The 25,108-nt window shown below is 66.4% G+C and carries 25 protein-coding genes and 1 pseudogene; 12 read left to right on the top strand and 14 right to left on the bottom strand.

Going from position 1 to position 25,108, the window contains the following annotated elements; genetic code table 11:
• Positions 1-86: 86 nt before the first annotated feature.
• The 4 genes from hsaA to AC3WTE_RS12475 are packed head-to-tail and all read left to right on the top strand — an operon-like array spanning position 87 to position 4,115.
• The gene (gene hsaA / locus AC3WTE_RS12490) at positions 87-1,277 is read left to right on the top strand and encodes a 3-hydroxy-9,10-secoandrosta-1,3,5(10)-triene-9,17-dione monooxygenase oxygenase subunit (RefSeq protein WP_492437845.1); all 1,191 of its coding nucleotides are present in this window, start codon (positions 87-89) and stop codon (positions 1,275-1,277) included.
• Positions 1,278-1,292: 15 nt separating this feature from the next.
• Positions 1,293-2,195: an iron-dependent extradiol dioxygenase HsaC gene (hsaC, locus tag AC3WTE_RS12485; RefSeq protein ID WP_492437844.1), complete on the top strand. Its 903-nt coding sequence runs from the start codon at positions 1,293-1,295 to the stop codon at positions 2,193-2,195.
• Between the two features lie 11 nt (positions 2,196-2,206).
• Positions 2,207-2,776 (top strand): 3-hydroxy-9,10-secoandrosta-1,3,5(10)-triene-9,17-dione monooxygenase reductase subunit, encoded by a 570-nt coding sequence (hsaB, locus tag AC3WTE_RS12480; protein WP_492437843.1) that lies wholly within the window; start codon positions 2,207-2,209, stop codon positions 2,774-2,776.
• Positions 2,777-2,783: 7 nt separating this feature from the next.
• Positions 2,784-4,115, top strand: coding sequence for an MFS transporter (locus tag AC3WTE_RS12475; protein ID WP_492437842.1), 1,332 nt, complete (start codon positions 2,784-2,786; stop codon positions 4,113-4,115).
• A 1-nt stretch (position 4,116) separates the two neighbouring features.
• On the opposite strand, the gene AC3WTE_RS12470 is transcribed toward AC3WTE_RS12475, so the two are convergent.
• The 6 genes and pseudogenes from AC3WTE_RS12470 to AC3WTE_RS12445 all read right to left on the bottom strand — a co-directional run.
• Positions 4,117-4,923, bottom strand: coding sequence for an Abi-alpha family protein (locus AC3WTE_RS12470; protein ID WP_492437840.1), 807 nt, complete (start codon positions 4,921-4,923; stop codon positions 4,117-4,119).
• Between the two features lie 60 nt (positions 4,924-4,983).
• Positions 4,984-6,159 (bottom strand): pyridoxal phosphate-dependent aminotransferase, encoded by a 1,176-nt coding sequence (locus AC3WTE_RS12465; protein ID WP_492437838.1) that lies wholly within the window; start codon positions 6,157-6,159, stop codon positions 4,984-4,986.
• A gap of 25 nt (positions 6,160-6,184) precedes the next feature.
• Positions 6,185-7,123, bottom strand: a complete 939-nt coding sequence (ipdE2, locus tag AC3WTE_RS12460) for an acyl-CoA dehydrogenase IpdE2 (protein WP_492437836.1) — start codon at positions 7,121-7,123, stop codon at positions 6,185-6,187.
• 2 nt (positions 7,124-7,125) lie between these two features.
• Positions 7,126-8,100 (bottom strand): acyl-CoA dehydrogenase family protein, encoded by a 975-nt coding sequence (locus AC3WTE_RS12455; RefSeq protein ID WP_492437834.1) that lies wholly within the window; start codon positions 8,098-8,100, stop codon positions 7,126-7,128.
• A gap of 12 nt (positions 8,101-8,112) precedes the next feature.
• A complete protein-coding gene (locus AC3WTE_RS12450; protein ID WP_492437832.1) occupies positions 8,113-9,237 on the bottom strand; it encodes an acyl-CoA dehydrogenase family protein in 1,125 nt (374 codons plus the stop codon).
• Between the two features lie 8 nt (positions 9,238-9,245).
• A pseudogene (locus AC3WTE_RS12445) lies at positions 9,246-9,362 on the bottom strand (hypothetical protein); the annotation flags it as partial.
• A 90-nt stretch (positions 9,363-9,452) separates the two neighbouring features.
• On the opposite strand from AC3WTE_RS12445, the gene ipdE1 reads away from it, so the two are divergent.
• Positions 9,453-10,601: an acyl-CoA dehydrogenase IpdE1 gene (ipdE1, locus tag AC3WTE_RS12440; protein WP_492437830.1), complete on the top strand. Its 1,149-nt coding sequence runs from the start codon at positions 9,453-9,455 to the stop codon at positions 10,599-10,601.
• Positions 10,601-11,389: a (5R,7aS)-5-hydroxy-7a-methyl-1-oxo-2,3,5,6,7,7a-hexahydro-1H-indene-carboxyl-CoA reductase gene (gene ipdF, locus AC3WTE_RS12435; protein ID WP_492437829.1), complete on the top strand. Its 789-nt coding sequence runs from the start codon at positions 10,601-10,603 to the stop codon at positions 11,387-11,389. The genes ipdE1 and ipdF overlap by 1 nt, the downstream gene beginning before the upstream one ends.
• 136 nt (positions 11,390-11,525) lie before the next feature.
• Here the strand turns inward: ipdF and AC3WTE_RS12430 are convergent, their stop codons facing one another.
• Entirely contained in the window at positions 11,526-12,788 is a 1,263-nt protein-coding gene (locus AC3WTE_RS12430) for a CaiB/BaiF CoA transferase family protein (RefSeq protein WP_492437827.1), read from the bottom strand.
• Positions 12,789-12,971: 183 nt separating this feature from the next.
• On the opposite strand from AC3WTE_RS12430, the gene kstR2 reads away from it, so the two are divergent.
• The gene (kstR2, locus tag AC3WTE_RS12425; RefSeq protein WP_138232737.1) at positions 12,972-13,592 is read left to right on the top strand and encodes a TetR family transcriptional regulator KstR2; all 621 of its coding nucleotides are present in this window, start codon (positions 12,972-12,974) and stop codon (positions 13,590-13,592) included.
• Between the two features lie 25 nt (positions 13,593-13,617).
• A complete protein-coding gene (gene fadA6, locus AC3WTE_RS12420; RefSeq protein ID WP_492437826.1) occupies positions 13,618-14,772 on the top strand; it encodes a steroid 3-ketoacyl-CoA thiolase FadA6 in 1,155 nt (384 codons plus the stop codon).
• On the opposite strand, the gene AC3WTE_RS12415 is transcribed toward fadA6, so the two are convergent.
• Complete coding sequence (locus AC3WTE_RS12415; RefSeq protein ID WP_492437825.1) at positions 14,706-15,155, bottom strand: hypothetical protein; 450 nt, start codon at positions 15,153-15,155, stop codon at positions 14,706-14,708. The two genes, fadA6 and AC3WTE_RS12415, sit on opposite strands and share 67 nt — an antisense overlap.
• Before the next feature lie 127 nt (positions 15,156-15,282).
• Here AC3WTE_RS12415 and AC3WTE_RS12410 point away from each other — a divergent pair, with 127 nt between their 5' ends.
• Positions 15,283-16,245 carry a cation diffusion facilitator family transporter gene (locus AC3WTE_RS12410; protein WP_492437824.1) on the top strand — a complete coding sequence of 321 codons (963 nt, stop codon included), beginning with the start codon at positions 15,283-15,285 and terminating at the stop codon, positions 16,243-16,245.
• Here the strand turns inward: AC3WTE_RS12410 and AC3WTE_RS12405 are convergent.
• Complete coding sequence (locus AC3WTE_RS12405; protein WP_492437823.1) at positions 16,242-17,138, bottom strand: LysR family transcriptional regulator; 897 nt, start codon at positions 17,136-17,138, stop codon at positions 16,242-16,244. The genes AC3WTE_RS12410 and AC3WTE_RS12405 overlap by 4 nt on opposite strands.
• A 258-nt stretch (positions 17,139-17,396) precedes the next feature.
• Between AC3WTE_RS12405 and AC3WTE_RS12400 the strand changes: the two genes are divergently transcribed.
• Positions 17,397-18,650 (top strand): HNH endonuclease signature motif containing protein, encoded by a 1,254-nt coding sequence (locus AC3WTE_RS12400; RefSeq protein WP_492437821.1) that lies wholly within the window; start codon positions 17,397-17,399, stop codon positions 18,648-18,650.
• Positions 18,651-18,854: 204 nt separating this feature from the next.
• Here the strand turns inward: AC3WTE_RS12400 and ipdC are convergent, their stop codons facing one another.
• The 4 genes from ipdC to echA20 are packed head-to-tail and all read right to left on the bottom strand — an operon-like array spanning position 18,855 to position 22,369.
• On the bottom strand, positions 18,855-19,925 hold the full coding sequence (gene ipdC / locus AC3WTE_RS12395) for a (3aS,4S,5R,7aS)-5-hydroxy-7a-methyl-1-oxo-octahydro-1H-indene-4-carboxyl-CoA dehydrogenase (RefSeq protein ID WP_492437820.1): 1,071 nt from the start codon (positions 19,923-19,925) through the stop codon (positions 18,855-18,857).
• Positions 19,926-19,927: 2 nt separating this feature from the next.
• Positions 19,928-20,677 carry a cholesterol ring-cleaving hydrolase subunit IpdB gene (gene ipdB / locus AC3WTE_RS12390; RefSeq protein ID WP_492437818.1) on the bottom strand — a complete coding sequence of 250 codons (750 nt, stop codon included), beginning with the start codon at positions 20,675-20,677 and terminating at the stop codon, positions 19,928-19,930.
• The gene (gene ipdA / locus AC3WTE_RS12385) at positions 20,674-21,573 is read right to left on the bottom strand and encodes a cholesterol ring-cleaving hydrolase subunit IpdA (protein WP_492438254.1); all 900 of its coding nucleotides are present in this window, start codon (positions 21,571-21,573) and stop codon (positions 20,674-20,676) included. Before ipdA ends, ipdB begins: the two co-directional genes overlap by 4 nt.
• Before the next feature lie 37 nt (positions 21,574-21,610).
• Entirely contained in the window at positions 21,611-22,369 is a 759-nt protein-coding gene (gene echA20 / locus AC3WTE_RS12380; RefSeq protein ID WP_459367083.1) for a (7aS)-7a-methyl-1,5-dioxo-2,3,5,6,7,7a-hexahydro-1H-indene-carboxyl-CoA hydrolase, read from the bottom strand.
• A gap of 51 nt (positions 22,370-22,420) precedes the next feature.
• Between echA20 and AC3WTE_RS12375 the strand changes: the two genes are divergently transcribed.
• Entirely contained in the window at positions 22,421-23,191 is a 771-nt protein-coding gene (locus tag AC3WTE_RS12375) for an SDR family oxidoreductase (RefSeq protein WP_492438252.1), read from the top strand.
• Between the two features lie 13 nt (positions 23,192-23,204).
• Positions 23,205-24,122, top strand: coding sequence for an SDR family oxidoreductase (locus AC3WTE_RS12370; protein ID WP_492437816.1), 918 nt, complete (start codon positions 23,205-23,207; stop codon positions 24,120-24,122).
• A gap of 64 nt (positions 24,123-24,186) precedes the next feature.
• Here AC3WTE_RS12370 and AC3WTE_RS12365 read toward each other — a convergent pair whose 3' ends face one another.
• On the bottom strand, positions 24,187-25,104 hold the full coding sequence (locus AC3WTE_RS12365; RefSeq protein WP_492437814.1) for a TIGR03564 family F420-dependent LLM class oxidoreductase: 918 nt from the start codon (positions 25,102-25,104) through the stop codon (positions 24,187-24,189).
• Positions 25,105-25,108 lie beyond the last annotated feature (4 nt).

The following is a 25,108-nucleotide window of genomic DNA, read 5'->3' as shown; positions in this document are numbered from 1 at the left end:
CTACCTGCTGCAGGACTACCGTGCTCGACACAAATCGTAACGTGTTCTAATCTTCTGTCTAGACGACCACTCTCTGGAGGCAACCCGTGACGTCCATTGAACAACGCGACGTGCAGACCGTGCTGGCCGGTATTGACGACCTGTTGCCGGTGCTGCGTGAACGCGCACAGTTAACCGAGGACCTGCGTCAGGTGCCGCAGGAGTCTATCGACAGTCTCAACGAGATCGGCTTCTTCAAACTGCTGCAGCCCGCCCAGTGGGATGGTCTGGAGGCTGACCCCACGCAGTTCTACGAGGCGGTCCGCCGCATCGCCAGCGCCTGCGGTTCCACCGGTTGGGTCGCATCGATCATCGGCGTCCACAACTGGCACCTGGCCCTGTTCGACCAGCAGGCGCAGGAAGACGTCTGGGGCGACGACGCCACCGTGCGCATCTCGTCGTCCTACGCTCCGATGGGCGCGGGCGTCGTGACGGAGACCGGCGACGGCTACATCGTCAACGGCGCGTGGAACTGGTCCTCCGGTTCGGAGCACGCCACCTGGGCGTTTCTTGGTGGCCCCGTGATCAAGGATGGTCGCCCGGTCGACTTCGGCAGCTTCCTGATCCCGCGCACCGAATACACCATCGACGACGTATGGAACGTGGTCGGTCTGCGTGGCACCGGCAGCAACACCATCGTGGTCAAGGACGTGTTCGTGCCGCGGCACCGCTTCCTGTCCTACAAGTCGATGAACGACGGCACCGCCGGCGGCTACCTCACCAACACCGCCCCGGTCTACAAGATGCCGTGGGGCACCGTGCACCCCACCACCATTTCGGCACCGATCGTCGGTATGGCCTACGGCGCCTACGAGGCGCACGTCGAGCACCAGGGCAAGCGGGTCCGGGCCGCGTTCGCCGGTGAGAAGTCGAAGGACGACCCGTTCGCCAAGGTCCGCATCGCCGAGGCTGCCAGCGACATCGACGCCGCCTGGCGTCAGCTGATCGGCAACGTCGGAGACGAGTACGCACTGCTGGTCGCCGGCAAGGAGATCCCGTTCGAGCTGCGGGCCCGCGCCCGTCGTGACCAGGTGCGCGCCACCGGTCGCGCCATCGCGTCGGTCGACCGGCTCTTCGAGGCCGCCGGTGCCACCGCCCTGGCCAACGGCACTCCGCTGCAGCGCTTCTGGCGTGACGCCCACGCCGGTCGCGTGCACGCTGCCAACGAGCCCGAGCGTGCCTACCTGATCTTCGGCAACAACGAATTCGGTCTGCCGCCCGCAGACACCATGGTCTAAGGGAGACACCTGTCGATGACTGTGATCAAAGCCCTCGGCTACATGCGCATCGAGGCCACCGACATGGCCGCGTGGCGCGAGTTCGGGCTCAAGGTGCTCGGCATGATGGAAGGCGAAGGCACCAACCCGGACGCGCTCTACCTGCGGATGGACGACGTCGCGGCTCGCCTGGTGATCGTGCCGGGCGAGAAGGACCGGCTGCTGGCCCCGGGCTGGGAGGTCGCCGATGCGCCTGCCCTCGAGCAGGTCAAGGAAAGCCTGACCGCCCACGGCGTCGCGTTCACCGAGGGCACCAAGGACGAACTGCTCGACCGCAAGGTCGAGGGCATGATCAGCTTCCAGGATCCGGCCGGCAACACCCTCGAGGTGTTCTACGGCATCCAGTACCTGGGTCGTCGTTTCGTCAGCCCGTACGGCCACAAGTTCGTCACCGCTGAGCAGGGTCTCGGTCACGTCGTCCTGACCTGTGACGACGATGCCGCGGCGCAGGCGTTCTACCAGGACGTCCTGGGCTTCCGGCTGCGTGACTCGATGCGGCTGCCGCCGCAGATCGCGGGCCGCCCGGCCGATGGTGACCCGGTGTGGCTGCGCTTCTACGGCTGCAACCCGCGGCACCACGCGCTGGCGTTCATGCCGATGCCCAACCCGACGGGCATCGTGCACCTCATGGTCGAGGTGGAGAACTCCGACGACGTCGGCCTCTGCCTGGACCGCGCCAACCGCAAGAAGGTCAAGATGTCGGCCACCCTCGGCCGGCACATCAACGACAAGATGCTGTCCTTCTACATGAAGACGCCGGGTGGCTTCGACATGGAATTCGGTTGCGAGGGACTGGAAGTCGAGGACGAGAACTGGATCGCCCGCGAGAGCGTCGGCATCAGTCTCTGGGGCCACGATTTCAGCGTCGGGTTCAAGTAGGCTCGCGCGGCATGACCCAGACACCGCAGATCGACCCGCGCACATTCCGCAATGTGCTCGGTCAGTTCTGTACCGGCATCACCGTCATCACCACCGTGAATGACGGTGTGCCGGTAGGTTTCGCCTGCCAGTCGTTCGCCGCGCTGTCGCTGGACCCGCCGCTGGTGCTGTTCTGCCCGACGAAGCATTCGCGGGCTTGGAAGGCCATCGAGGCCAGCGGCAAGTTCTGCGTGAACATGCTGCATGAGAACCAGCAGCACGTCTCGGCGCAGTTCGGCTCGAAAGCCGAGGACAAGTTCGCCGGCATCGATTGGCGCCCTTCGGAATTGGGTTCCCCGGTGCTCGACGGCACGCTGGCGCACATCGACTGCACGGTGCACTCGGTGCACGACGGTGGCGACCATTTCGTGGTGTTCGGTGCGGTGCAGTCGATGTCCGAGCCGCAGGCCATCAAACCTCGCCCTTTGCTGTTCTACCGCGGCGAGTACACCGGGATCGAGCCGGACAAGAACACCCCGGCGCACTGGCGCGATGATTTGGAAGCGTTCTTGACCACGACAACCGAGGACACCTGGCTATAGTCGCGCCATGAGTGCGCCGATCCGGTCCGGATTGCGTCGGGTCGTCCTGGCCTCCATGGCCGGCACCGTCGTGGAGTGGTACGAGTTCTTCCTGTACGGCACCGCTGCCACGATCGTGTTCAGCAAGGTGTTCTTCGCGCAGAGCGGCAGTGACCTCGACGCCATCTTCGCGGCCTTCGTCACCTACGCGGTGGGCTTCGTCGCGCGCCCGCTCGGTGGCGTGGTGTTCGGCCACTTCGGCGACAAGTTCGGCCGCAAGACGCTGCTGCAGTTCTCGCTGCTGCTGGTCGGCGCGTCCACCTTCCTGATGGGCTGCCTGCCCACCTATGGCCAGATCGGCTACTGGGCGCCGGCCCTGCTGGTGGTGCTTCGGTTCATCCAGGGCTTCGCGGTCGGCGGGGAGTGGGGCGGCGCGGTGCTCCTGGTCGCCGAGCACAGTCCGGCGCCGAGCCGAGGGTTCTGGTCCAGCTGGCCGCAGGCCGGGGTACCGGTCGGCAACATCCTGGCTACCGTCGTGCTCCTCACGTTGACCGGGACATTGCCCGAGTCGGCGTTCCTGTCGTGGGGCTGGCGGGTGGCGTTCTGGCTGTCGGCGGTGGTGGTGCTGGTCGGTTACTACATCCGGACCAAGGTGACTGATGCGCCTATTTTCGTTGCCGCGCAACAGGAAGCCGAGCAGATAAAGGCGTCGTCGCTGAGCGTCATCCAGGTGCTCCGGTACTACCCGGGCAAGGTGCTGACCGCGATGGGCCTGCGGTTCGCCGAGAACATCATGTACTACCTGGTGGTGACGTTCTCGATCACTTATTTGAAAGTGCATGCGGGCGTGGGCACTTCGCTGATTCTGTGGTATCTGCTGGTGGCCCACGCTGTGCACTTGGTGGCAATACCGTTGGTGGGCAGGCTTTCTGACCGTATGGGCCGCCGGCCCGTCTACCTGATCGGGACGCTGCTGACCGCCGTCTGGGGCTTCGTGGCGTTCCCGATGATGGACAGCAAGCACTACTTCGTCATCATGAGCGCAATCACCGCCGGCCTGGTGGCGCACGCGTTCATGTACGCGCCGCAACCCGCCCTGATGTCGGAGATGTTCCCGACCCGCATGCGCTATTCCGGTGTGTCCCTTGGCTATCAGGTGACGGCGATCTTCGCCGGATCACTCGCGCCGATCATCGCGGTGCGGTTGCTGAAGGAATACCACTCGTCGGTGCCGATCGCGATCTATCTGGCGGGGGCCTGCGTGGTGACGCTGGTGGCGTTGGCGTTCGCGCACGAGACCAAGGGGGTCGACCTGGCCGACGTGGATCGCGCGGACAGTGAGCGCGCCCTGGTCAGGTGAGTCAGGACTCGTCCTGCATCGCCGCTTCCCACAGCCCGCGGCCCAGTTCCGAGAGCTGCAGCGCAAGCTTCTCGACGCGTGCCGGGAAGGGGCCCCGTGACGCGTCCTTGATGGCCTTCAACACCATCGACTCCGCGCTGAGGATTTCGTAGTCGGCCTTCAGGTCCGGGTCTTCGGGGACGGTCTCGACCAACCCGAGGGCCAGTAGGTGGCTGACGTACTGCGGCACCATCTGCGGCAGCGCGACGTTGGCGGTGCGGCCGATGAGGCACGCGTTCTCCAGGGTCGCGACGCTGCGGTTTCGCGGGTAGATGTTCACCAGTGGTGACAACTCGTTGTCGGACAACGCGCCGATGATGCGGGCCTCGTCGGCGACCAGCTGATCGAGCAGCCGGTGGTAGAGCTCGGTGCGGCCATCGGCGGTGCTCTGGTCGAGGGCGCGGTCGAGCAGTCCACCGAGCTTGCCGTGCAGGGACTGCGCGGCGGGCTGTTTCTGTGGTGCCGGAGCGGGCGTGCGCTCGGGGGTCATCTCGATGGCTTCGACGGTGGTCTTGGTGGCGATCGCAATCTGCTCGCCACCCCAGGCGGCCAGCTTGAAACCGAACTTCGCGACGCCGAGGGCGCGGTTGGCCAGGCCGAGCGGGTCGAATCGCTTCGGGATCGCCAAACCCCCGCGCGGCGTCGAGATCGCGATGGCGATCTCACCGATGGGCGTGGACACCTTGATGCCGTGTCGTTCGAGGCCCTCGCGGTTCACCGGTAAGTCGTCGGTAACTTCCGGTTCGGGGTTGTCGGTTTCCTGGGACATTGCGGACCGATGGTACCGGCCTGCTCCTTGATGTTGCCGTTTGTGTGGCAAACGCGACAGCTACCCCTGCCGGTAGGCGGCGAGCCAGGGGCCCAGCCGGCGCAGCGCTTCTTCGATGTCGGACTTCGGCCCGGCGAACGACAACCGCACGAACGATCCGCCGTGCTGGGTGTCGAAGTCCACGCCGGGGGCGATCGCCAGACCGGTGTCGGCCAGGAGCTCCTCGCAGAACGTGAGCGAGTCCGTCGAGTACTTCGAGATGTCGGCGTACACGTAGAACGCACCGTCGGCGGGTGCGAGTTTGTCGAGCCCCACCTCGGCCAGTCCGGCGAGCAGCAGCGACCGGTTCTCCGCATAGTGGTGCACAAGTGAATCGGCTTCGGCGATGGCCTCAGGCGTGAACGCCGCGACGGCCGCGTACTGCGGCAGCGTCGGTGGGCAGATGGAGAAGTTGCCGGTCAGACAATCGATTGCCCGGCGCAGCGGCTCGGGCACCAGCAACCAGCCCAGCCGCCATCCGGTCATGGCGAAGTACTTCGAAAAGCTGTTCACCACAATGGCGTTGCGCGAGGTCTCCCAGGCGCAGCTGGTCGCGGGCGCGTCGTCGTAGATGAGCCCGTGGTACAGCTCGTCGCTGATGAGCTGCACGGAGTTGTCGTCGCACCAGGTGGCGATGGCGGCCAGATCCTCGGCCGGCAGCACGGTGCCGGTCGGGTTGTTCGGGCTGGCGATGATCAGGCCCTTCACCGGCGGGTCCAGCTGTTCCACCATGGAAATGGTTGGGTGGAAACGGGTTTCGGGCCCGCACGGCACCTCGACGACCTCGCAGCCCAAGGCCGACAGGATGTTCCGGTAACAGGGATAGCCCGGGCTGGCGACGGCGACGCGGTCGCCGATGTCGAAGCACGACAGGAATGCCAGCAGGAAGCCGCCGGTGGATCCGGTGGTGATGACGACCGCGTCCGGCTCGACCTCGACGCCGTATCGGTCGAGGTACGACTTGGCGATGGCCTCACGCAGCTCAGGGATGCCGAGCGCGACGGTGTATCCGAGATTGTCGCCCGCCAGCGCCTCGGCGGCGGCCGCGCGGATGGGCGCCGGTGCCTGTGCGGCGGGTTGTCCCGCCGACAGGTTCACCAGGTCGCCGTGGCTGCGCTGGCGCTCGGCCGCGGCCAGCCACACGTCCATCACATAGAACGGTGGGATTCCTGCGCGCAGCGCTACCGGATTGGTCATGCTGTGACGTTAGACGAGGTCGAAGTCAGCCCAGTACTTCGGCTTCAAGGCGACGCAGGTGCTCCCGCGACGACCCGAGCAGCTGCGCACTGCCGTGCGCCCGCTTGAAGTAGAACTGGATGTCGCTCTCCCAGGTGATGGCGATGCCGCCGTGCATCTGGATCGCTTCGCCGGCAACGGCATTGAACGCCTCGGTGGCCATGTACCGGGCCAGTGACGCATTCGTGGGCGTCGGGTCGGCGATGGCGTCGTTGACGATCGAGCGGGCGGCCGACACCTTGACGTACAGGTCCGACATGCGGTGCTTGAGGGCCTGGAAGCTGCCGATCGGCCGGCCGAACTGCACGCGGTCCTTGGAGTAGGCGACGGTCAGGTCCAGGCAGCGGCTCGCGGCGGCCACCTGCTCGACCGCCATCAGGATGGCCGCGGTGTCGGCCACGCCGGGGTCGGCGCCGAGGACGGCGGTGCTGCCGGCGTTGAGCGCGGCGAGCCGACGGGTCGGGTCCATGGCGGAGGCCGGGGTCACGGTGTTGTCGGTCCAGCGGCTGAGCTGGCCGTCCTGCGCCGCGATGACCACGTCGGCGACGTCGCCGTTGATGACGTAGCCGGCATCGAAAACGACGGTACCGATGGACGTTCCCTCGGCCAGACCTTCCAGCGGCTCTTCCTCGCCGACGGCGAGGAGGGCCAGTTCGGCCAGCGTGGTGCCGAGCAGCGGCGTCGGGACCAGACCCTTGGCCAGCTCTTCGAGAACGACTGCGGCGTCGCCCAATTCGCCACCGGCGCCGCCGAGTTCTTCGGGCACGACCAACGCCGCGGCGCCGACCTGCTCGCACAGCATCTGCCAGAGCTTCTCGTCGTAGCCCTTCTCGGACTCGATGGCGGCCCGCACGGCCTCAGGGCCCGCATGCTTCTCGACCAGCGCTGCGACGGTGGCGCGCAGCATCTCCCGTTCTTCGCTCACAGTCACAGCCCTTCCAGTACGCGGGTCCGGTGCCACGCCGAGTCACCCCACGCCGAGCGCAGCGCCTGCGTGCGCAGCAGCAACAGCGACAGGTCGTGCTCCTGCGTGAACCCGATGGCGCCGTGGGTCTGCAGCGACGAGCGGGCGGCCAACAGCGCGGCTTCGCCCGCGGCCACCTTGGCGGCGCTGACGTCGCGGGCCACCGTCGGCGAACCGTCGGCCAGGGCGAGGGCGGCGCCGTAGACCAGCGGGCGGGCCAGTTCGACGGCGATGTGCACGTCGGCCAGCTTGTGCTTGATGGCCTGGTAAGAGCCGATCACGGTGCCGAACTGGGTGCGCTGCTTGGCGTACGCGACAGCCATGTCGAGCATCGCCTGGCCGGCGCCCACCAGCTGTGCGGCGGTGGCCAGCGCACCGAACTCGAAAGCCTTTGCAGTGTCCGCAGTTTGGGCCTCGCCGCTGGCGGTTACGTCGAACAGGTGACGGGCCGGGTCGACGGACTGGTGCTCTTCGCCGGCGGTAGCGTCCTGTACCTGACCATCGCCGGCAAGCAGAATCAGGCCGGCGGTGTCGGCGTCGACGGCCCGCGGGGCCAGCGGCGGCAGGGCGACGGTGGCGATGAGCTCACCGGAAGCCAATTCTGCGGACCGCTTGGCTCCGGCTTGTGATGCGAGCAGCACCGGAGCGACGGCGATGGACTCGGTGACCGGACCGGGCACGGCCCAGTAGCCCAGACGCTCAAGGGCGACAACCAGATCCACCGGATGCGCGCCGATGCCGTCGAACTCTTCCGGCACGTTCAGCGCGGTGACACCGAGGTCGGCCAGCGTCGACCAGATCTTGCGGCCGGGAGCGGCGTCGGCCGCCTTCTCGACCCCGCCCCATGCGCGCACCGCGGCGGGGACGTCAGCGGCACCCAACGCGGCATCGATGCTCGCAGCGAAGTCACGCTGCGATTCGTCCAATTCAAAGAACACGTCTGATCTCTCTTATTTGCGGGGCAGGCCCAGCAGGCGCTCGGCGATGATGTTGCGCTGAATCTCGTTGGTACCGGCGTAGATCGGACCGCCCAGGGCGAACAGCAATCCTTCGGTCCAATGGTCGTACAGCTCGGCGTCGGCGCCGCGCAGGTCCAGTGCGGTCTGGTGCAGAGCGACGTCCAGGTCGGACCAGAACACCTTGGTGACCGAGGACTCGGCGCCCAGTTCGCCACCATTGGCCAACCGGGTGACGGTGCCGAAGGTGTGCAAGCGATAGGCCTGGGCCTTGATCCAGGCGTCGGCGACGCGCTCGGCGTAGGCCGGGTTCTGGTCCACTTTCCATTGCGCGACAAGGCGTTCGGCCGGAGCGACGAAGCGGGCCGGGCTGCGCAGCGACATACCGCGCTCGTTGCTCGAGGTGCTCATGGCGGCGGTCCAGCCGCCATGCACCTGACCGATGACGTCCTCGTCGGGGACGAACACGTCGTCGAGGAAGATCTCGCCGAAGCCGGTCTCACCGCCCAGCTGGGCGATGGGCCGGACGGTGATGCCCGGCGCCTTCAGGTCGAACATGAAGTAGGTGAGGCCCTTGTGGCGCTGCGCTTCCGGGTCGGAGCGGAACAGGCCGAAACCGCGCTCGCCGAACGGGGCACGCGAGCTCCAGATCTTCTGGCCGTTGAGCTTCCAGCCGCCGTCGACCTTGGTCGCGGTCGAGCGCAGCGAGGCCAGGTCGCTGCCGGACTCGGGCTCGGACCAGGCCTGCGCCCAGATCTCCTCGCCGGAAGCCATTTTCGGCAGCACGCGCTGCAGCTGCTCCTTGGTGCCGTGCGCGAACAGCGTCGGCGCCAACATCGCGGTGCCGTTGGCGGAGGCCCGGCCCGGTGCGCCGGCTTTGAAGTACTCCTCCTCGTACACCACCCACTGCAGCATGGTGGCGTCGCGGCCGCCGTACTCCTTGGGCCACGCGATGACCGACAGGCCGGCGTCGAAAAGCACCTTGTCCCAGACCCGGTGCTGCTCGAAACCTTCGAGGGTGTCGTAGGACTTGGTAGGGAACTTGTCCCTGTTCGATGCCAAGAAGTCGCGGACCTCGGCCCGGAATTCTTCTGTCTCGTCGTCGAATGTCAGGTCCATCTATCGACTCATCTCATCTCTCGAAGCGAAGGTTTGACCACTTTTCCTCCAGGGTTGCGCGGCAGGGCGTCCAGGAACGCCACCGATCGCGGGGTCATGAAGTTCGCCAGATGTTCTTTGGTGTAGGTCCGCCGACCGGGCTGCTGGGTGCCGTCGGACCCACTCATCGGAACTCCCTCTAACAAAGCAAGTGCTTGGTAGGTTAGCCTACAAGGGTGATAGAGGTCCAGACGTTCCGGGCTGAGGTCCGGCAATGGCTCGCAGACAATCTCGTCGGTGAATTCGCAGCTCTCAAGGGCCTGGGTGGCCCCGGTCGTGAGCACGAGGCTTATGAAGAACGACGTGCGTGGAACCAGCATCTGGCTGCGGCGGGGCTGACCTGCCTGGGCTGGCCGGAGGAGCATGGTGGCCGCGGCCTGTCGGTCGCGCACCGCGTCGCCTTCTATGAGGAGTACGCCAAGGCGGACGCCCCGGACAAGGTCAACCACCTCGGTGAGGAACTGCTCGGGCCGACGCTCATCGCATACGGCACTGAAGAGCAGAAGAAGCGCTTCCTGCCGAACATCCGGGGCGTCACCGAGCTGTGGGCCCAGGGTTACTCCGAGCCCGGCGCCGGTAGCGACCTGGCCAACGTCTCGACGTCGGCTGAACTGGTCGGCGACGAATGGGTCATCAACGGCCAGAAGGTGTGGACCTCACTGGCGCACTGGGCGCAGTGGTGCTTCGTGGTGGCCCGCTCCGAGAAGGGCTCCAAGCGCCACCACGGCCTGTCGTATCTGTTGGTGCCGCTGGACCAGCCGGGCGTCGAGATCCGTCCGATCGTTCAGCTGACCGGTGACTCCGAGTTCAACGAGGTGTTCTTCGACGACGCCCGTACCGACGCGTCGCTGGTGGTCGGTGAGCCCGGGCAGGGCTGGGGCGTGGCGATGGCCACCCTGACGTTCGAGCGTGGCGTTTCGACGCTGGGCCAGCAGATCCGCTACAAGCGTGAGCTTGAGGGCCTGATCGACGTGGCCAAGCGCTCCGGCGCCATCGACGACCCGCTGATCCGCACCAAGTTGACCGAGTCCTGGACCGGCCTGCAGGCCATGCGGTCCTACGCGATGGCGACCATGGACGTCGAGCAGCCCGGCCAGGACAACGTGTCAAAGCTGTTGTGGGCCAACTGGCATCGTGAACTCGGCGAGATCGCCATGGAGGTTCAGGGCATGGCCGGTTTGACGCTGCCGGGTGGCGAGTTCGACGAGTGGCAGCGGCTTTTCTTGTTCTCGCGTTCGGACACCATCTACGGCGGGTCGAACGAAATTCAGCGCAACATCATCGCCGAGCGGGTGCTCGGCCTACCCCGAGAGGCCAAGGGCTGATGGATCTGTCTGTAGCTCCCACCGAGGTTGAGGGTCACGGCCTGCTGAAGGGCAAGGTCGTCCTGGTCACGGCCGCCGCCGGCACCGGCATCGGCTCGTCGACCGCGCGTCGTGCGCTTCTCGAAGGTGCCGATGTTGTGGTGTCGGACTACCACGAGCGTCGTCTGAACGAGACCCGCGACCAGCTGGCCGCACTCGGCCTGGGCAAGGTCGAGGCCGTCGTCTGCGACGTGACGTCGACCGAGGCCGTTGACGCGCTGATTGCGTCGGCCGTCGAAAAGATGGGCCGCCTGGACGTATTGGTCAACAACGCCGGCCTCGGTGGCGAGACACCGCTGGTCGACATGACCGACGACGAGTGGGATCGCGTCCTGAACGTCACGCTGAACTCGGTGATGCGCGCGACCCGGGCGGCGCTGCGGTACTTCCGCAGTGCTGAGCACGGTGGTGTGATCGTCAACAACGCCAGTGTCCTGGGCTGGCGCGCCCAGCACTCGCAGTCGCACTACGCCGCCGCCAAGGCCGGGGTGATGGCCCTGACCCGTTGCAGCGCAATCGAAGCCGTCGAGTACGGGGTGCGGATCAACGCGGTGTCCCCGAGCATCGCGCGGCACAAGTTCCTGGAGAAGTCGGCCGATGCCGCGCTGCTGGACCGGCTGTCCTCCGACGAGGCATTCGGCCGTGCCGCCGAGCCGTGGGAAATCGCCACCACCATCGCGTATTTGGCCAGCGACTACTCCAGTTACCTGACCGGTGAGATCATTTCGGTGTCGAGCCAGCGGGCGTAGTTTTCATCCGGCCTCGAGGTTCGGATATACGCACTTGCCCGCCCAATTGCGGCAACGTTGTCGCAATTAGGCGGGCATTTTCATGTGTGGCTGGATCGCGATCTCGCGAGCCTGACCTGGTGGCGGACCCTCTCGATCAGATGATCGCCTGCTCCTGCAAGCTCGCGATCCGCGCCGCGTCATAGCCCAGTTCGCCCAGTATCTCTGCGTTGTGCTCGCCGATCAGCGGCGGCGGGCGGCGGATCGTCGCAGGCGTCGCGCCCATGCCCGCCAGCGGGCTGCCGATCAGGTCGACCGATCCGGCGGCGGCCCACATGTGCGGAGTCGTGGCGCGCAGGCCCCGGTGCTGCACCTGCGGATCATCCCAGACCTCCGCTAGATCGTTATAGCGCGCGGCCGGGATGCCCACGCTGTCGAACTTCGCTTGAAGCTCCTCCGTCGTGAACTGCCGGCTCCACACGTTGATGATGTCGATCAACTCCGCGCGATTGATCTTGGCCCGCTTGGCGTTGGTGTCGAAGCGCGGGTCGTCGTAGAGCTCGGGCTGGCCCATCAACTCCGACATGCGCCGCCAGTGGGCGTCGCTGCCGGCCGTTATGTACGTCATGCCGTCGCTCGCATGGATGAGGTCAGCGGGGCCGCCGCCGTTGCCGCCATTGCCCAGCCGCTCCGCCTGGACGCCGTTGATGAGATAGTCCTGCATGATGTGGCAGATCATCGCCACGGAACTGTCAAGCAGCGCCATGTCGATGTGCTGGCCCTCGCCCGTGCTGTTGCGATGGTTCAGCGCGGCGAGGATCGCGATGGCGCTGTTGTGGCCGGTCACGAAATCGACCAGGCTCGGACCGGCCTTCACCGGACCCGCGCCGGGCTGGCCTTCGGGGATTCCGGTCACGGCCATCATGCCGCCGCTCGCCTGGAACAACCCGTCGTAGCCCGCGCGCGCCGCCATCGGCCCGGTCTGGCCAAAGCCGGTGATCGAGCAATAGATGAGGCGAGGATTGATCGCCTTCAGGCTCTCGTAGTCCAGCCCGAACCGCTTGAGGTCGCCGACCTTGTAATTCTCGATCAGGATGTCCGCGGTCTTGACCAGGGCACGCAGGATGTCCTGCCCCTCCGGCTTGGAGTGGTTGACCGTGATCGACCGCTTGTTGCGGTTCGACGCGGTGAAGAAGCCGGACTGGCGAAGGTCCTTGCCATCCTTGCCCTCGACCGAGGCAAGACCGTAACCGCGCCCTTCGTCACCGCTGCCCGGTCGCTCCACCTTGATGACGTCAGCGCCGAGGTCGCCCAGTATCTGCGCGCTGATCGGGCCGGCGAAGACGCGGGTCATGTCGATGACCCGGATACCTTCCAGGGCAAGCTGTGTCGTGCTCATGATCTCCTGATCCTCATCCATTTCACATGGTGCCCCATCTATCGGTCGCGGTCGAGAACCGCGCGCGTGACCTCGCCCGCCCTCAGGGCCGCGATCGCCTCAACGTGCGCGACCCAGGTGAGCACTCGATCTGTGTGTACGTAGTGGCCAAGTCAACACCGGCCCGACATACCCTAGCAAGCGCTTGGTTGCTATGCTGTGACGATGGCGCCCGAATCGCCCGGCCAACCCGCGAGCAGGCGCGACGAGCTTCTGGAGCTCGCCGCGGCGATGTTCGCTGAGCGCGGGCTGAAGGCAACCACAGTCCGCGACATCGCAGACTCCGCGGGAATCCTCTCCGGAAGTCTCTACCACCACTTCAAATCGAAGGAACAAATGGTGGAGGAGATCATGCGTGATTTCCTCGACTGGCTGTTCGAAAAGTACCGGCAGATCATCGACACCGAGTCCGATCCGATGGAACGGCTCAAGGGTCTGTTCATGGCCTCCTTCGACGCCATCGAGCACCGGCATGCCCAGGTTGTCATCTACCAGGACGAGGCGAAACGGCTGGGTTCGCTGCCGCAGTTCGATTTCGTCGATGAGCGCAATCGCGAGCAGCGCAAGATGTGGGTCGACATCCTCAACGAGGGTGTGGCGCAAGGAGCCTTCCGCCCCGACCTCGACTTCGATCTGGTCTACCGATTCATCCGCGACACCACCTGGGTATCTGTTCGTTGGTATCAGCCAGGCGGGCCGTTGAGTGCGCGCGAGGTCGGTGAGCAGTACCTGGCCATTGTGCTCGGGGGCATCGCCGATCCCGCCAAAAGCATTGCGAACAAATAGATTTCTGAAACAAGGGAGATGAGACATGGCCGCATCTGAGGCGTACGTCATCGATGCCGTGCGCACCGCCGCCGGCAAGAAGGGCGGTGCCCTCGCCGGCTACCACCCGATCGACCTCGGTGTGGAGGCGTACCGCGGGATCTTCGCCCGCAACGACATCGACCCCGGTGCGTTCGACGACGTCATCGTCGGTTGCGTCGACGCCATCGGTGGACAGGCCGGCAACATCGGCCGGCTGACCTGGCTGGCCGCCGGATACGACGAGGCCGTTCCCGGCACCACCGTCGACCGGCAGTGTGGTTCCTCGCAGCAGGCCATTTCCTTTGGCGCGCAGGCCATTATGTCCGGTACCGCGGACCTGATCCTGGCTGCCGGTATCCAGAACATGAGCCAGATTCCGATCAGCTCGGCCATGATCGTCGGCGAGCAGTTCGGCTTCACCTCGCCGACCAACGAGTCGAAGCGCTGGGTGGAGCGCTATGGCGACCAGGAGATTTCGCAGTTCCGCGGCGCCGAGATGATCGCCGAACAGTGGGACATCTCCCGCGAGGAGATGGAAGAGTTCGCTTTCAATAGCCACCAGCGCGCGTTCACCGCGATCCGCGAGGGCCGCTTCGACAACGAGATCATCCCCGTTGGTGACTTCAAGGTCGACGAGGGTCCGCGCGAGAGCACCATGGAGAAGCTGGCCTCGCTGAAGCCGCTGGTCGAGGGTGGCCGGCTGACCGCCGCGCTGGCGAGCCAGATCTCGGACGCGGCGTCGGCGACCCTGCTGGCCTCCGAGGCTGCCGTCAAGACCCACGGCCTCAAGCCGCGTGCCCGCATCCACCACATCAGCTGCCGCGGCGATGACCCGGTGAAGATGCTGACCGGCCCCATCCCGGCGACCAAGTACGCGCTGGAGAAGACCGGGCTGAGCATCGACGACATCGACGTCATCGAGATCAACGAGGCGTTCGCGCCGGTTGTCCTGGCCTGGGCCAAGGACCTGAAGGCCGACCTGGCCAAGGTGAACCCGAACGGTGGCGGCATCGCGCTGGGCCACCCGCTCGGCGCTACCGGTGCCAAGCTGTTCGCCACCATGCTCAACGAGTTGGAGCGTACGGGCGGTCGCTACGGCCTGCAGACGATGTGCGAGGGCGGCGGCACCGCCAACGTCACCATTATCGAGCGCCTCTGACAGCGCGCGGACAAAAGCTGCCCCTTTCCCGTTGGGAGAGGGGCAGTTTTGTGCCGGGGTCCAGGTTTATGGGTTCGAACCACCGGGCATTCGGCAATCATGTTGAAGTCCGTTGTCGTCATGGCCGTGGCCGCAGCTGCCCTCGGTGCCAGTGCTTGTTCGAATGAATCGCCGCCACCGCCGACGTCCACCTCCAGCTCCACCTCGACGACGGTGACCTCGACGGAGATCATCCCTGGAGTTCCGGTAGGTCCGTCGACGCCGCCGACGACGCCTTCGACGCGTGCCAGCACCAGCACCGTCACGGTGACGGTGCCGCCGTCCTCCGTGACGATCCCCAATCCGGTGCCGATCGTCCCTGCCCCTCCGGGTGGGGGCGGCATGGGACCTGGTCGGTAGCGGACCACCCAGGTCGGTGACCCGGGAGTCGCAGTCCGCCGCACCACGCCGCGGACCGGACCGCATGGCGTAGCCCGGCGACGGGTACTGACGGGCCCTAGTGTTGAGGGGATGAGTGGTCCGGGCGACGAGAGCTTCCTGACCGTCGTCGTCGCGCTCAGTGCCAACGCCCTGATCGCGGTGGCCAAGACCATGGCCGCAGTGGTCACCGGCAGCGCCTCGATGCTCGCCGAATCTGCACATTCCTGGGCAGACACGGGCAATGAGGTGTTCCTGCTGATCGGCACCCGCCAGTCGGACAAGCCTGCGGATGCCCAACATCGACTTGGTTACGGCCGGGCCGGCTACATCTGGTCGATGTTCGCAGCCTTCGGGTTGTTCACCGTCGGTGCCGTGGTGTCGATCTGGCACGGCATCCAATCGCTGAACGGCGAGGCCGAGGCGACGTCCTATGGCTGGGCCTATGCCGTACTCGCGGTGTCCTTCGTCCTGGAAGGGTCGTCGTTCCTGCAGGCGTTGTCGCAGACCAAGTCTGGCGCGCTGGAGCGACGGATCCATCCGCTGCGCTACATCCGCGTCACGTCGAACCCCATGCTGCGCGCGGTCTTCGCCGAGGACCTCTCGGCCCTCATCGGCATCGTGATCGCCACATGCGGCATCCTGGCGCATGAACTCACCGGGAACGCGGTCTGGGATGCCATCGGCTCGATCCTGGTCGGTCTGCTGCTCGGTGCCGTCGCGCTGTTCCTCATCGGACGCAACATGGATTTCCTGACGGGGGAGAGCGTCACCCCGCTCGCACGCAACAACGTCCTGCTGGCGCTGCTCGACCACGAGGACATCGAGCGGGTCAGCTATCTGCACATGGAATGGGTTGGCGCGAACCGGATTTATCTCGTCGCGGCCGTCGACCTCGTCGGCGACGCGGCCGAATCGAACGTCGCCTTGCGGCTCAACACCATCGCCGACGCATTGGCGGCCCGCCCTGAGATCGTGCGGGCGGTGCTGACGCTGACCCGGCCGGGTGACACCACCGATCTGCGGCCCGTCGAGCTCCCCGACTGGTACCGCTAGTCGGGGCTGATCGGCGAGCGGTGCGCGGTCGCAACCAATGCGCGCGCCAGCACCGAGCCAGGTTCGGCAGCACCGGTGACCAGCGCGACCGTCGCCGTCACCTGTGGGTCCTCCAGTGGCACCATCCGCACTCCGTCCTGCGGTCGCAACGTGTGCAGCCACGTCTGCGGGACGATGCTCGCCCAGCGGCCACCGCTGACGTGGGCCAATAGGGACACCACCGAATCGGCTTCGAGCCGCGGTGTCGCGGTCAGTCCGTGCGCGGCCAGTGCGTCGTCGAGCAGCTGCCGCCCCCGCATCCCGGTGTTCAACAGACACAACGGCAGTTCCAGGGCGTCGGCCCAGGTGATCGGATTCGCCTGGCTGGCAAGCAGTTCGGTGCCGACGATGAGGACTTGCCGCTCCTCGTACAGCGGCGTGACCGTCAAGCCCGTGGTATCGACGCCGTCGGGGTAGATGATTCCCGCGTCGAGTTCGAACCGGCGGATCCGCTCGACGATGCCGGCCGAACGCAGACTACTCTCCAATTGCACTCGTACCAAAGGATGTTCGAGACAGAACGGATCGGTCAACAGTGCCACGGTGCCGGACGCGGCCGGGATGACGCCGAGCCGCAGCTCGCCGGTGAGACCCGTCTGCAATGCGGCAACCTCGTGGATGAGCGCGTCGTGATCGGCCAGAATCCGGCGCGCCCACATCACCAGCCGTTCACCTTCGGGCGTCAGACCCTCATAGTTCTGTCCCCTCCGCACCAACGGAACCTTGAGCTCGTTCTCGAGCTTGCGGATCGCCTCGGACAGCGCCGGCTGCGAGACGTAACAGGCCGCGGCCGCGCGCGCGAAGTGCTTCTCGCGAGCGAGTGCCACGAAGTATTCGAGCTGGCGGAAGAGCATGGACTATTCGATCACGGCTGATAGGTGACGCCTATCAGACTGTCGAAAATTGCCCTTGGACTCAGGCGTCGTTCACCGAGCAGACTTGTCCCGTGACCGACCGGAGCACTGAGCAGCGAGTCGGCATCGAGGGCCAAACGTCGATATCGTCGCGACCGCGCGGGACGGCAGCGTCCGCTCGCTGCGGAGGTCCCGGTCTCGCGTCGGCCGCATCCTCAGCGTCGAAAAATTGTCGGACCCTTCTGCTTTGATGGTGTTATGTCCACCACCGCAACACCTTTGGATGTTGAGGAGTCGTCGCCGTGTGAGCGTTTCGATGCGTTGTTGGCCGAAGCGTCGGAGCTGACTGGTCAGCGGAACGTGATCGACGGCCGTCTGGTGGAGATCGTGGCCGAGATCGACCGTGACGGGTTGTGGGGTGCGACGGGGGCGCGGTCGATCACGTCGTTGGTGGCATGGAAAACCGGTGTGTCGCCGCGTAATGCGGAGGTGATGGTGGCGGTCGCGCACCGGATCGAGGAGTTCCCGCGCTGTGCCGAGGCGATGCGTGAGGGGCGGCTGTCGCTCGATCAGGTCGGCGTCGTGGCCGAGCATGCGGCCGAGGGTTCGGATGCGCATTATGCGCAGTTCGCGGAAAGCGCGACGGTCACCCAGCTGCGCACTGCCGTGAGCCTGGAGCCCCGCCCGGACCCCGAGCCGAAGCCCGAAACCCAGCGGTCGATCAGCAAGACCACGCACGACGACGGGTCCACAACCTACAAGATTCGCCTGCCGAAGCTGGAGGCCGCCAAGCTCGACGCCGCCATGGCATCGCATCAGGACGCGCTGGTCGCGGACTGGAAACGCGACCACGATGCCAAAGACAGCGGGGAGCACGTGCCGCCGTTCCCGAACGGTGTGGACGCGTTCATGAGCGTGGTCGAGGCTGGCTGGGACAGCGATGCGCAGCGCCGTCCGCATGGTCAGCACACCACCGTCGTAGTGCATGTGGATCTCGACCATGACAGTGCCGCATTGCATTTAGGTTCGGTGCTCACCGATGAGGAACGCGGACTGTTGTTGTGCGACGCCACCTGCGAGGTGTGGCTGGAGCGGCACGGGCAGGCGATCGGCGCCGGGCGGACGACCCGCACCATCAGCCGTCGGTTGCGCCGCGCGTTGGAGCACCGCGACCGATGCTGCCGCGTACCGGGGTGCGGGGCCACCCGAGGATTGCACGCGCATCACATCATCCATTGGGAGAACGGTGGCGTCACCGAACTGCACAACCTGGTCCTGGTGTGCCCGTATCACCACCGGTTGCACCACATAGGCGGCATCACCATCACCGGTCCCGCCGACCGGTTGGTCGTCGCCGACGCCGCGGGTCGACAGCTCAGCGGTGGATCACTCGCGCGACCACCCACCACACCCCGCCCTGATGTGCCGCCCTGTCCCGGACCGACCGGGGAACGCGCCCAATGGTGGTGGTACCAACCCTTCCAACCACCACCCACACCGTCGACCAACTAGGCGGGGCGCCCAACAGAGCGGGTGTCCCGGTCTCTACTCGTGGCTGCCCGACAACAGCATCGACGCCGCGATCGCCAGCACGTGCTCGCTGGGCTCCGCCGTCAAGGTGGAAATTCCGAGTAGGTGATCGGCAGCGCCTATCAGGCGCTAGACCCCTCGGGAGCTAGGAGGGTTCGCCACTACTCGCGCAGCAGCTAGCAGCAGCTAAACGATGTAGCTGGTAGCAGCCTGTAGGTGCGCGATGGCCTCGTCGGCGATCCGCGGCACCAGCTCGGCGCACGACGGCAGACTGTCGATGATGCCGGCCACCTGACCTGACGCCAGCACACCCGCTTCTGTGTTGCCTTCCACCAGACCGGCTTTCAGCAGCATCGGGGTGTTGGCCGCCATGACGACCTGGGACCAGGTCAGATCTTTGCCGTGGCGCATGGCCAGGCCGTCCTTGACCATGGACCGCCACGTCATGCCCGACATCTTCTTGAACTTCTGGGCGTTTCCGACGGCGGCGACGAAACCGCGTACCGGGGAACCACTTTCGAGCTTCTCCACCAGCCCGGTACGCAGCACTCGGTGCGGCATGCCGTCGACGCGGGTCGACACCACGGTGCCGTCCAACGCGGCTCCCAGATAGCGCTGCTTGACGGCATCGGGCACGGTCGAGTCCGAGGTCAGCAGGAACCGTGTGCCCATCGCGACGCCGGCGGCGCCGTAGGACAGCGCGGCGGCCAGTCCACGTCCGTCAAAGAACCCACCCGCGGCGATCACCGGCATGCCGGTGCCGGCGACCGCATCGAGCACCGACGGCAGCAGCAGCGTGGTGGCGATCGGGCCGGTATGGCCACCGCCCTCGCCGCCCTGCACGATCACCGCGTCGGCGCCCCAGCTCGCCACCTTCTTGGCGTGCTTGGCCAGGCCGACCGACGGGATCACCACGACCCCGGCATCTTTCAGCTTGGCGATCAGCTCGGGCTTGGGAGCTAGGGCGAAGGAGGCGACTTTGACTCCTTCGCGGATCAGGAGGTCGCAGCGGGCGTCCGCGTCGCCGGCGTCGGCACGCATGTTGATGCCGAACGGCTTGTCGGTGGTCGCCTTGACCTTGGTGACGGCGGTCTGCAGCTCTTCCAGCGTCATCGTCGCCGACGCCAGGATGCCGAGCCCGCCGGCGTTGGAGGTGGCCGCGACCAGTCGCGCGCCGGCCACCCAGCCCATGCCGGTCTGCACGACCGGGTATTCGATGCCGACCAGTTCGGTCAGCGGCGTCTTGAGTTTGGACATGCCTAGGCCTTAACCTCTTTGTCCCGCAGCGACTTCGGATCGATGACCCCGCGCAGCAGCTGGAGTTCGTCGGCGGTCGGCAGGCGGGTCTCGCCGGCGGCGTCCAGGCCGTGCAGCTCGAACGAGGTGTTGTCGGCGACCTCTTCGGCCGTCACACCCGGGTGCAGCGACACCGCGCGCATCTGGTGCTCGGGGCCGTTGAAGTCGAACACACCCAGGTTGGAGACGACCTGGTAGACGTTCAGGAAGCGGTATGCCGGGTTGGCGGGATCAACCTTGTCCCAGCCGACTCCGGAGACGATGTCGACCGACTCGGCGAACACCCGCTTGGTGTGGTTGCCCACGAAGTAACTGGTGGCGTGGTTGATGCTGTTGCCGGGCGCGCCGCGGACACCGAACATCTGGCGCGTCGGGTGCTGGATCGGACCGAAGGCCGACAGGTTCTGGTTGCCGTAGCGGTCAATCTGGTTGGCGCCCATGACAACATGGCGACGGCCCCAGGCCAGGGTCTCGAAGACGCGGTTGAACGGCATCCAGCCCTCGACGGCGAACGGAGCGCCGATCGCCGGGGTATCGGCCAGCATGCGGGCCTCACCGTCGGTGATCACGATGTCGGGGGAGAAGGTGAGCCGGGCCAGGCGGGCACCGATCTGCACGACGGTCGTCATGGGGCTGGCCATGATTTCGCCTGCCTCACGGAACAATTCGGCACAGGCGACGGCGCAGACCTCGGCGCGAGTAGCGTCACTCATTTGGCGGCCTCCTTCTGGGCTGCTTGGGCCTCAGCAAACTTGCGGACCGCGGCCTGATAGTCGGCCTCGGTTCCGGACAGGTAGGTCTTGACGAAGTCGGCCCACGTCTCCTCCGAGCCGGCGGCTTCGGCGTAGTGGCGCTGGAACTTCTCGTCCCGCCGGTAGTCCGGCTCGTTGGTGGTGAAGTGGGCGCCGTTCGGAGCCTCGACCACGGTGTCGACCATCATTCGGTTGATGATCTGCTGCTGCGGCACAACAGACTTCACGAGTTCCTCGGTGGAGACGATCTTCTCGACCGACAGGTGCCGGCGCTTGGCCGACATCAGGAACAGGTCGTCGAAGTAGGGGTCGATGCCGGTGTAGGCGGCATTGCCCTTCACATCACCCAGGTTCATGTGCACGAATGCGGCGTCGAGGTTCAGCGCCGGCATGGCGATGAGCTCCTCGTAGCCGTCGCCGGTCGGGTACGGCGACGTGACGGTCTTGAGCTCGTCGCCCCAGAAGGTGCGGACGTCGCTACCGAGGCCGGCGCGGATGGGCAGGAACGGAAGCCGCCCGGCGGCAGCCTGCAGGCCGCAGCGCAGCATGCCCTCGTCCATTTCGCGCGCCTCGATGGCGCCCGAGGTACGGGCCTTGGCGAACCACGGGTCGTAGAACGGCGGCGAGTCCAGCGACACGAAGCCGTAGTAGACGCGCTTGACCTTGCCTGCGGCACACAGCAATCCGAGGTCCGGACCGCCGTAGGTGACGACGGTCAGGTCGGTGACGTCGGTGCGAAGGAGCGCACGGATGAATGCCATCGGCTTGCGCCGGGAGCCCCAGCCGCCGATGCCGATGGTCATGCCGCTTTCAATCTCAGCGACGGCGGCTTCGAGAGTTGTTGTCTTGTCCATTATTTGGCCCCGTCTCGCTTCGCTCGTACCCGCCGAATCATTATTTCGCAGCTCCCTTCTGGGTCCCCGCGAACTCGTCGCGGTGTTCGTCGGACACGCCGGACAGGTTGAGTTCGAAGGTGAAGCCCTGCTCCATTCGATAGCGCGCGTTGACGGGCTGCACGTCGATGAAGTTCAGCGCCTCCTTGGCGGCGCGGATGACGCGGGTGTCCTTGCTGGCGATGTCGCGGGCGACGCGCAGCGCGGCCTCGTCGAGCTCTTCGCGCGGGACGACCTCGTGCACCGAACCGAAGTGCTGAAGTGTGGAGGCGGGCACGGTGGCGGCGGTGAAGAACATCCGGCGCATCATGTGCTGCGGGACCAGGCGGGACAGGTGGGTGGCCGCGCCCAGGGCACCGCGCTCGACCTCGGGCAGGCCGAACTTCGCGTCGTCGGAAGCGACGATGACGTCGGCATTGCCGACCAGGCCGATGCCGCCACCGACGCAGAAGCCGTTGACCGCCGCGATGACGGGGACCTGGCATTCGTACACCGCGCGGAACGCCTCGTAGCAGCCGCGGTTGGCGTCGATCAGCGCGCCGAAGCCCTCGGTGTTCTGCATTTCCTTGATGTCGACGCCGGCGTTGAAGCCCCGTCCCTCGGCACGCAGGATCACCACGTGGGTGCTCTTGTCGCGCCCGGCCGCGGTGATCTGATCGGCCAGCTCGAACCACCCTGCCGACGGGATGGCGTTGACCGGCGGGTAGTTCACGGTGACCGAGACGATGCCCGGTTCGACTGTCTTGGTGGTGATGGTCATCAGTCACTTCCTGGGGGACGGGTACCTAAGCAAGCACTTGCTTGGTACGCTATCACAGTGACTGCTGGAATCAATCTGCAACTGACCGGTCGCGTGGTGCTGGTCACCGGCGGTGTGCGAGGCGTCGGCGCCGGCATCAGCGCGGTGTTCGCTGAGCAGGGTGCCACCGTGATCACCTGCGCACGGCGCGAGGTCGAGGGGTTGCCCTACGAGTTCCACGCCTGCGACGTTCGTGACGACGCCGCGGTCAAGACCATGATCGACGCCATCGTCGCCAAGCACGGCCGGTTGGACGTCGTGGTCAACAACGCCGGTGGCTCGCCGTTCGCGCTGGCTGCTGATGCGTCGGCCAAGTTCAGCACCAAGATCATCGAACTGAACCTCATTGCGCCGCTGCTGGTTTCGACCCACGCCAACGCCGTGATGCAGCGGCAGGACTCCGGCGGGGTGATCGTCAACATTTCCAGCGTCAGCGCGCACCGCCCGACCCCGGGCACCGGCGCCTACGGTGCCGCCAAGGCCGGCGTCGACAGCCTGACCACGACGCTCGCGGTCGAATGGTCGCCCAAGGTCCGGGTCAACTCGATCATCGTCGGCATGGTCGAGACCGAGCAGTCCGAACTGTTCTACGGTGACGCCGAGTCGGTCGCCGCGGTCGCCGCGACGGTGCCGCTCAAGCGGTTGGCCAAGCCGGCCGACATCGGTTGGGCCGCAGCATTCTTGGCCTCCGAGGCCGCGTCGTACGTCAGCGGTGCGTCCCTCGAAGTGCATGGTGGCGGCGAGCCGCCGCAGTATCTCGAAGCGTCAAGCGCCAACAAGTAAAGGGAGATAGCAAATGGGATTGCTCGACGGCCGCGTGGTCATCGTGACGGGTGCCGGTGGCGGAATCGGGCGCGAGCACGCGCTCGCGTTCGCTGCCGAAGGTGCCCGCGTCGTGGTCAACGACATCGGCGTCGGCCTGGACGGTTCGCCCGCCGGCGGCGGTAGCGCCGCGCAGAACGTCGTCGACGAGATCGTCGCGGCCGGTGGCGAGGCCGTGGCCAATGGCTCGAACGTCGCCGACTGGGGCCAGGCCGCGGCCTTGATCCAGCAGGCCATTGATACATATGGCGACCTACACGTTCTCGTGAACAACGCCGGCATCGTGCGCGACCGCATGTTCGCCAACGCCACCGAAGAGGAATTCGACGCTGTCACCGCGGTCCACCTCAAGGGCCACTTCGCCACCATGAAGCACGCGGCCGCGTACTGGCGCGGGAAGGTAAAAGCCGGCGAGGCTTCTGCTGATTCGCTGGACGCGCGCATCATCAACACCAGCTCCGGCGCCGGCCTGCAGGGCAGCGTCGGCCAGGCCACCTACAGCGCTTCCAAGGCCGGCATCGCCGCGCTGACCCTGGTTGCCGCGGCCGAGATGGGCCGCTACGGCGTCACGGCCAATGCCATTGCGCCGTCGGCACGTACCCGCATGACCGAGACGGTCTTCGCGGACATGATGGCCACGCAGGACCAGGCCTTCGATGCCATGGCGCCCGAGAACATCTCGCCGCTGGTGGTGTGGCTGGGCAGCGTCGAGTCGCGCGATGTCACCGGCAAGGTGTTCGAGCTCGAGGGCGGCAAGATCCGCATCGCCGAGGGCTGGGCGCACGGCCCCGAGATCGACAAGGGCGCCAAGTGGGACCCGGCCGAGCTGGGCCCCGTCGTCGCCGATCTGCTCAAGAAGGAGCGTCCGCCTGTGCCGGTCTACGGCTCGTAAACCGACCGATCGCGAAAGCGTCCCCACAACGAATCACGTTGTGGGGACGCTTTTTCGGCTCCGGTCACAATGCCGCGGCAACCTCCCAGATCGGTTCCAGCGCCGCGATGCCCGTGCGTACGAGAGGGCTGAGCACAATGTCCGTCGCACCTGCCGCGAGGTAGCGGCGCAGTTGTGCGGTCACCTGCGCCGCGGTGCCGACCGCCGCGAGGTCGATGATCGAGTCCACGCCTTCGCGTTCGATCACCCGCGCGTACGACGGGATGGTCGCGTAGAACTCGAGAGCCTCGGCGGCGCGGGTCCGGCCCTCGTCGACGTCGTCGGTCACCAGAACGGGTACCGCGGCAATGACCTTCGGTGCGCGCCGGCTGGCCGCGGTGGCTGCTGCGGTGATGGTCGGCACGATGAATTCCTCGATGGCGCGCGGCCCTGCGAGATACGGCAGCGTGCCGTCCGCCAGTTCCCCCGCCACGCGTAATGCCTTGGGCCCCATGGCCGCGACGTAGACCGGCAGGGGAGTGCCGCCGGCGACCGTTACCGGCCATTGCGGGGCGGCGGTGAATTCTTCGCCGTGGAAGTCGACGCTGCCGGTATCCAGGATCGATCGGAGTATCTGCAGGTGTTCGCGCAGCCGGCCGATGGTGTTCGGCCACGCGGTCCCGAAGGCCGCCTGCTCGGGAGCATGCGCTCCCAAGCCCAGGCCGAGGCTGAAGTTCCCACCGGTGGCGGCTTGAGCGGTCAGCGCTTGGGAGGCGAGAGTCAGCGGGTGTCGTGGGTTGATGGGTACGACGAAGGTGCCGACGGCAAGGCCTGGCACCGCGGCACCGATGTACCCGGCCAGTGAGATGGCGTCGTGGTCGAATTGCTGGGCTATCCACAGCTGGCGCACGCCTGCGTTGTAGGCGCGGCGGGCCTGGTCGATCGCGGCAGCGACGTGGTTGGCGGAACTACGGTCGGGGTCAAGCACAACTCCGGTTGGCATACCA

The organism is Mycobacterium sp. FW102-FHT13B02, from assembly GCF_058790275.1.
This window is presented reverse-complemented; position numbering and strand designations above follow the sequence as displayed.